Source organism: Jatrophihabitans sp. (assembly GCF_051960575.1).
Lineage (GTDB): Bacteria > Actinomycetota > Actinomycetes > Mycobacteriales > Jatrophihabitantaceae > JBQCEE01.
In genome coordinates this window covers 1-5,132 of sequence record NZ_JBQCEE010000209.1, presented here as the reverse complement: position 1 = coordinate 5,132, position 5,132 = coordinate 1, and the positions used below count along the sequence as shown (strand labels likewise).

Here is a 5,132-nt window from a genome sequence, read left to right as displayed (position 1 = left end):
CGGCTACGGACCGCCGCCCGGCTACGGACCGCCACCCGGCTACGGCCCACCGCCGGGCTACGGCCCGCCCCAGGGCTACGGCTCCCCGCCCGGGTACGGCCCGCCGCCGGGCGCGGGGTACCCGCCGCCGTGGGGGCCACCGCCGGTGCCACAGCCCGGGGTGATCCCGCTGCGTCCGTTGGGCACGAGCGAGATCCTCGACGGCGCGTTCCGGCTGCTGCGGCGCAACCCGAAGGTGATGCTCGGGTTGTCGGCGCTGGTGTCGGTGGTCAGCGCGGTGATCAACACCGTCGCCACGGCGATCAGCCTGCGCAGCCTCGACCGGATCAGCCTCGGCGACGTGAACTCGTCCGGGAACTCGAATCTCGGCCCGCTGCTCGGCACCGAGGGCGTGCAGCTCGTCGGGGTGCTCGCGGGTCTGCTGGCCGGCGCGCTGCTGACCGGGATGCTCACCGTGGCGATCACCCAGGACGTGCTCGGCGTGCGCATGGACGTCGGCCAGGTGTGGCGTCGGGTGCGTCCGCGACTCGGGGCGATCGTCGGCATCGCGGTGGCGACGACGGTCGTCGAGATCCTGGGGTTGTTCCTCTGCCTCGCGCCCGGCATCTGGCTCTGGGGCATCTGGGCCGTCGCCGTGCCCGCGATGATGGTCGAGGACCTCGGCGTCGGCCGTGCACTGACGCGCTCGAAGGCGCTCGTCGACGGCACGTTCTGGCGGGTGTGGGGCATCCGCGCGCTCGGCTACCTGGTGGTCACGCTGCTCGGGGGCCTGCTCAGCGCGCCGTTCACGATCGCGGCCTTCGCCCTCGCGGGACTGTTCGACGGCGGGACGGCCGGGCACTCGCTGGTGCTGCCGGTGATCCTGACGGCGATCGGCCAGATCATCGTCGGCACGATCGTGACGCCGATCCGCTGCGGCGTCGACGCGTTGCTCTACGTCGACCTGCGCATGCGCAAGGAGGGCCTGGACATCCAGCTGCAGATGGCCGCACGGCAGGCCGCGGCCGGCGGCCCGGGCGCGGCCGGCCCGATCGCGACCTCGGCGTTCTGAGCGGACGCTCCCGTGCGCCCCGTGCCCGCACCGTTGCCGGTCTCCGGGCCTGACGCGCGCGCGGCCGCGGAGCAGGAGTTGCGGCACGCCGAGTACCACCGCGACGACCCGTCGCTGGCGACGAAGGCGCTGCAATGGGCCGGCGACCGCCTGGCCGAGCTGCTGTCCGGCTCGACCGGCAGCAACGCCCTGCTCGTCGTGCTCGTCCTGCTCGCGCTGGTCGTCGGCTACGCCGTCGTGCGCGCGGGTCGCGGCGGGCGCACGGCGCGGGGCGCTGCCGGCACGGCCGACCCGCTGCGTCCGGTGGCGGCGGTCGACCACCGCGCCGAGGCGCGCGCGCACGAGGCGGCGGGGCGCCTGGCCGAGGCGGTGCGCGAGTGGCTGCGCGCCGCCGTCGCGACGATCGAGCAGCGGGGCGTGCTGACCCCGCGTCCCGGACGTACCGGTGCGGCGATCGCGGCCGAGGCGGGCCCGCTGCTGCCGGACGCGGCAGAGGTCCTCGCCGCCGCGGCGCGGGCCTTCGACGAGATCTGGTTCGGCGGGCGCGCGGCCACCGACGGCGACGTGGGTGCGGCACGCGAGGCGGCCGCGGCGGCGGCCTCGGCGCGTCCGGTGCGCGCGGAACCGGTGGCGCCGTCGGGCCTGGCGGCGCCGTGGTGAGCGAGCCGGTGGCACCGCAGCGGCGGCCGGTGTGGCCACGGGTGCGGTGGTGGCTGGTGGTCGCCGTCGTGGTGGTCGTCGGCGCGGTGGGCGTCGGCGTGGTCACCGGTGCGGCCGGCCGCCCCCTCGCACCGGACTCCGCCGCGCACGACGGCGGCAAGGCGCTCGCCGTGCTGCTGCGCGCGCACGGGGTGTCGGTGCGCACGGCCGACTCGGTCGACGCGGCCGGCGGTGCCGTGCTCGTGCCGTTCGCCGACACCCTGCCGCGCTCGGCGCTGGCGACGCTGCGGCGCAGGGCGGAGGTGGTGGTGCTCGTCGACCCGTCGCCCGGGCTGCTGCCGGGCTGGCGCCCGCTGCCGGCCGGGGGCGGACGCACCGACCCCGGCTGCGGCTGGGCGGGTGCGGTCGCCGGACCGGTCGACCTGCCGGACGGCACCGCACGATGGTCGCCACCCGCGGGCGGGCTGTCGTGCAACGGCGGCCCGTACGCCCGCTCGGCCGGCGCGGGCGCGGTGCTCGTGGTGCTCGGCTCGCGCGACCTGCTGCGCAACGACCACCTGGCGCGGGCCGGCGCGGCGGCGCTGGCGCTGAACGCGATCACCGACGCCGGACGCGTCCGGTCGGTCACCTGGCTCGATGCGCTGGCCGACACCGGGGCGCCGACGCGGTCGGTGTGGGAGCTCGTGCCGGCCGGCGTCGAGCGGGTGGCGGTGTGGCTGCTCGTGGTCGTCGGCGGGCTGCTCGCGCTCTGGCGGGGGCGGCGGTTCGGGCCGGTGGTGACCGAGCCGCTGCCGGTGGTCGTACCGGCCGCGGAGCTCGTCGTCGGCCATGGCCGGCTGTACCGCCGGGCCGGCGCCAGAGACCGCGCGGCGGCGGCGTTGCGGGCGGGGTCGCTCGACCGTCTCGTCCACGCCCTGGGACTGCCGCCCGGTGCGGGGGCGGACGAGGTCGCGCGAGCCGCGGCGGACACGACCGGGCTGCCGGCGGCCGGGCTGCTGGCCGGTGCCGCGCCGCGCACGGACGCCGAGCTGATCGGGCTGGCCGCGCGGCTCGCCGAGCTGGAGCGGGCCGCGCGGGCGCGGTCGTCCGCGACTGACAGCATGGCCCCGTGATCGACGACGCCGCCGCTGCCTCCGCCCGTGCCCGCGAGGGGCTGCAGCGCCTGCGCGCCGAGGTGGGCAAGGCGGTGGTCGGGCAGGACGCCGCGGTGACCGGCGTGCTCATCGGCCTGCTGTGCCGCGGGCACGTGCTCGTCGAGGGCGTGCCCGGCACCGCGAAGACGCTGCTGGTGCGGGCGCTCGCGGCGGCGTCCGGGCTGCACACCACGCGCATCCAGTTCACCGCCGACCTCATGCCCGGCGACGTCACCGGCTCGCTGATCTACGACGCGGGCACGAGCCGGTTCGAGTTCCGCGAGGGCCCGGTCTTCACCAACCTGCTGCTCGCCGACGAGATCAACCGCACGCCGCCGAAGACGCAGTCGGCGCTGCTCGAGGCGATGGAGGAGCGGCAGGTGTCGGTCGACGGCACGCCGCGGCCGCTGCCCGACCCGTTCTGCGTCATCGCCACGCAGAACCCGGTCGAGTTCGAGGGCACCTACCCGCTGCCCGAGGCGCAGCTCGACCGGTTCGTGGTGAAGGTAGCCATGCCGTTGCCCGATCGGGACACCGAGGTGCGGGTGCTCGCGGCGCACGCGGCCGGCTTCGACCCGCGCGACCTCGCCGGTGCGGGCATCGGCCCGGTGGCGTCGGCCGCGGATCTCGCCGCCGCGCACGCGGCGGTGCAGGCCGTGCGGGTCGACCCGGTGATCCTCGCCTACATCGTCGAGCTGGCCCGGGCGACGCGGGCGGCACCGGCCGTGGCGCTCGGTGTCTCGCCACGGGGTGCGACCGCGCTGCTCGCGACGGCGCGCGCCTGGGCGTGGCTGTCGGGCCGCGACTTCGTGACGCCCGACGACGTGCAGGCCCTGGCCCGGCCGACGTTCCGCCACCGCATCGCGCTGCGCCCGGAGGCCGAACTGGAGGGCGGCACGGTCGAGCGGGTGCTCGAGTCGGTACTGGCCTCGGTGCCCGCGCCGCGGTGAGCCCGGTGCCTGACAGGCCGCACCCGCCATGGTGATCACCGGACGCCTGGTGCTGCTCGCCGCTGTCGGCGCGGTGCTTGCGGCGGCGTCGGCCGGCCTGGCTGTCGGCTGGCTGGTGCTGCTCGTGCTCGCGGTGCTCGCCGACCTCGTGCTGGCAGCGCGGATCACCGACCTGCGGTTCACCCGCAGCACCGATCCGTCGGTGTCGCTCGGCGGCGCGGCGAGCACCGTGCTCGAGATCGGCAACGAGGGGCGGCGTCGCTGGCGCGGGCGCGTGCGCGACGCGTGGGTGCCCTCGACCGGGGCGGCGCCCCGCACGCAGCCGGTGGCGGTGCCGCCCGGCGAGCGTCGGCGGGTGGCCACGACGCTGACCCCGACCCGCCGTGGCGAGCGGCGCGCCGTCGTCGTGGCGGTGCGCTCGGTCGGACCGCTCGGCCTGGCCGCCCGGCAGCGGCGGGTGGCCGTGCCCGGGGCCCTGCGGGTGCTGCCCGCCTTCCCCTCGCGGCGGCTGCTGCCCGAGAAGCTGGCGCGGCTGCGACTGCTCGAAGGTGCGGTGCCGATGCGCGTGCGCGGTCGTGGCAGCGAGTTCGACTCGCTGCGCACGTACGTGCTCGGCGACGACGTGCGTTCGATCGACTGGCGGGCGACGGCGCGCTCGCGCGACGTCGTCGTGCGCACGTGGCGTCCGGAACGCGAACGGCTGGTCGTGCTCGTCGTCGACACCGGACGGTTCGCGGCCGGACGGCTGGACGACGGCACCCGGCTCGATGCGGCGCTCGACGCGGCGCTGCTGCTCGCGTCCGTGGTGGTGCGCGCGGGTGACCGCATCGCGCTCGTCGCGGCCGACGTGACGGTGCGGGCGCGGGTCGGCGCGGCCGGCCGGGCCGAGGCGCTGCGCACGGTGATGGACGCGCTGGCCCGGCTCGAGCCCGCGCTCGTCGAGACCGACCCGAACCTGCTCGCGACGCAGGTGCTGGCGCAGGTCGGGCGGCGTTCGTTGGTGGTGGTGCTCGGTTCGATCGATCCGGGTGGCGAGGCCGTGCTGGTGCCCGCGTTACGGCCGGTGGCTGCGCGCCATGAGGTGGTGGTGGCGTCGGTGGCCGACCCGGCGGTCGGCGCGATGACGCGGGCCCACGGCGACGCCGACGAGGTCTACGCCGCCGCCGCGGCCGAGGTGGCGCTCGCGGGGCGCCGCGCCGTGGCCGCTGCGTTGCGCGGCATCGGCGTCAGCGTCGTCGACCGGCCGCCGGAGTCGTTCGCGTCCGCCGTCACCGACGCCTACCTCGAGCTCAAGGCCGCCGGTCGGTTGTAGGCAGGGTCAGGTGACGGGCAGGTCGG

Annotated in this window: 5 protein-coding genes; all 5 read left to right on the top strand. The window is 77.2% G+C overall.

Translation table 11 applies throughout. From position 1 onward, the window contains the following. On the top strand, positions 1–1,051 hold a 1,051-nt coding region (locus ACTHMS_RS11625), incomplete at its 5' end, for a hypothetical protein (protein WP_440306825.1). 21 nt (positions 1,052–1,072) lie between these two features. Continuing rightward, a complete protein-coding gene (locus ACTHMS_RS11620; RefSeq protein WP_440306824.1) occupies positions 1,073–1,711 on the top strand; it encodes a DUF4129 domain-containing protein in 639 nt (212 codons plus the stop codon). Beyond that, positions 1,708–2,823 carry a DUF4350 domain-containing protein gene (locus tag ACTHMS_RS11615; protein ID WP_440306823.1) on the top strand — a complete coding sequence of 372 codons (1,116 nt, stop codon included), beginning with the start codon at positions 1,708–1,710 and terminating at the stop codon, positions 2,821–2,823. The genes ACTHMS_RS11620 and ACTHMS_RS11615 overlap by 4 nt, the downstream gene beginning before the upstream one ends. Beyond that, entirely contained in the window at positions 2,820–3,794 is a 975-nt protein-coding gene (locus ACTHMS_RS11610) for an AAA family ATPase (protein WP_440306822.1), read from the top strand. The genes ACTHMS_RS11615 and ACTHMS_RS11610 overlap by 4 nt, the downstream gene beginning before the upstream one ends. 28 nt (positions 3,795–3,822) lie before the next feature. After that, complete coding sequence (locus tag ACTHMS_RS11605; protein ID WP_440306821.1) at positions 3,823–5,106, top strand: DUF58 domain-containing protein; 1,284 nt, start codon at positions 3,823–3,825, stop codon at positions 5,104–5,106. The last annotated feature ends 26 nt before the right edge of the window (positions 5,107–5,132 follow it).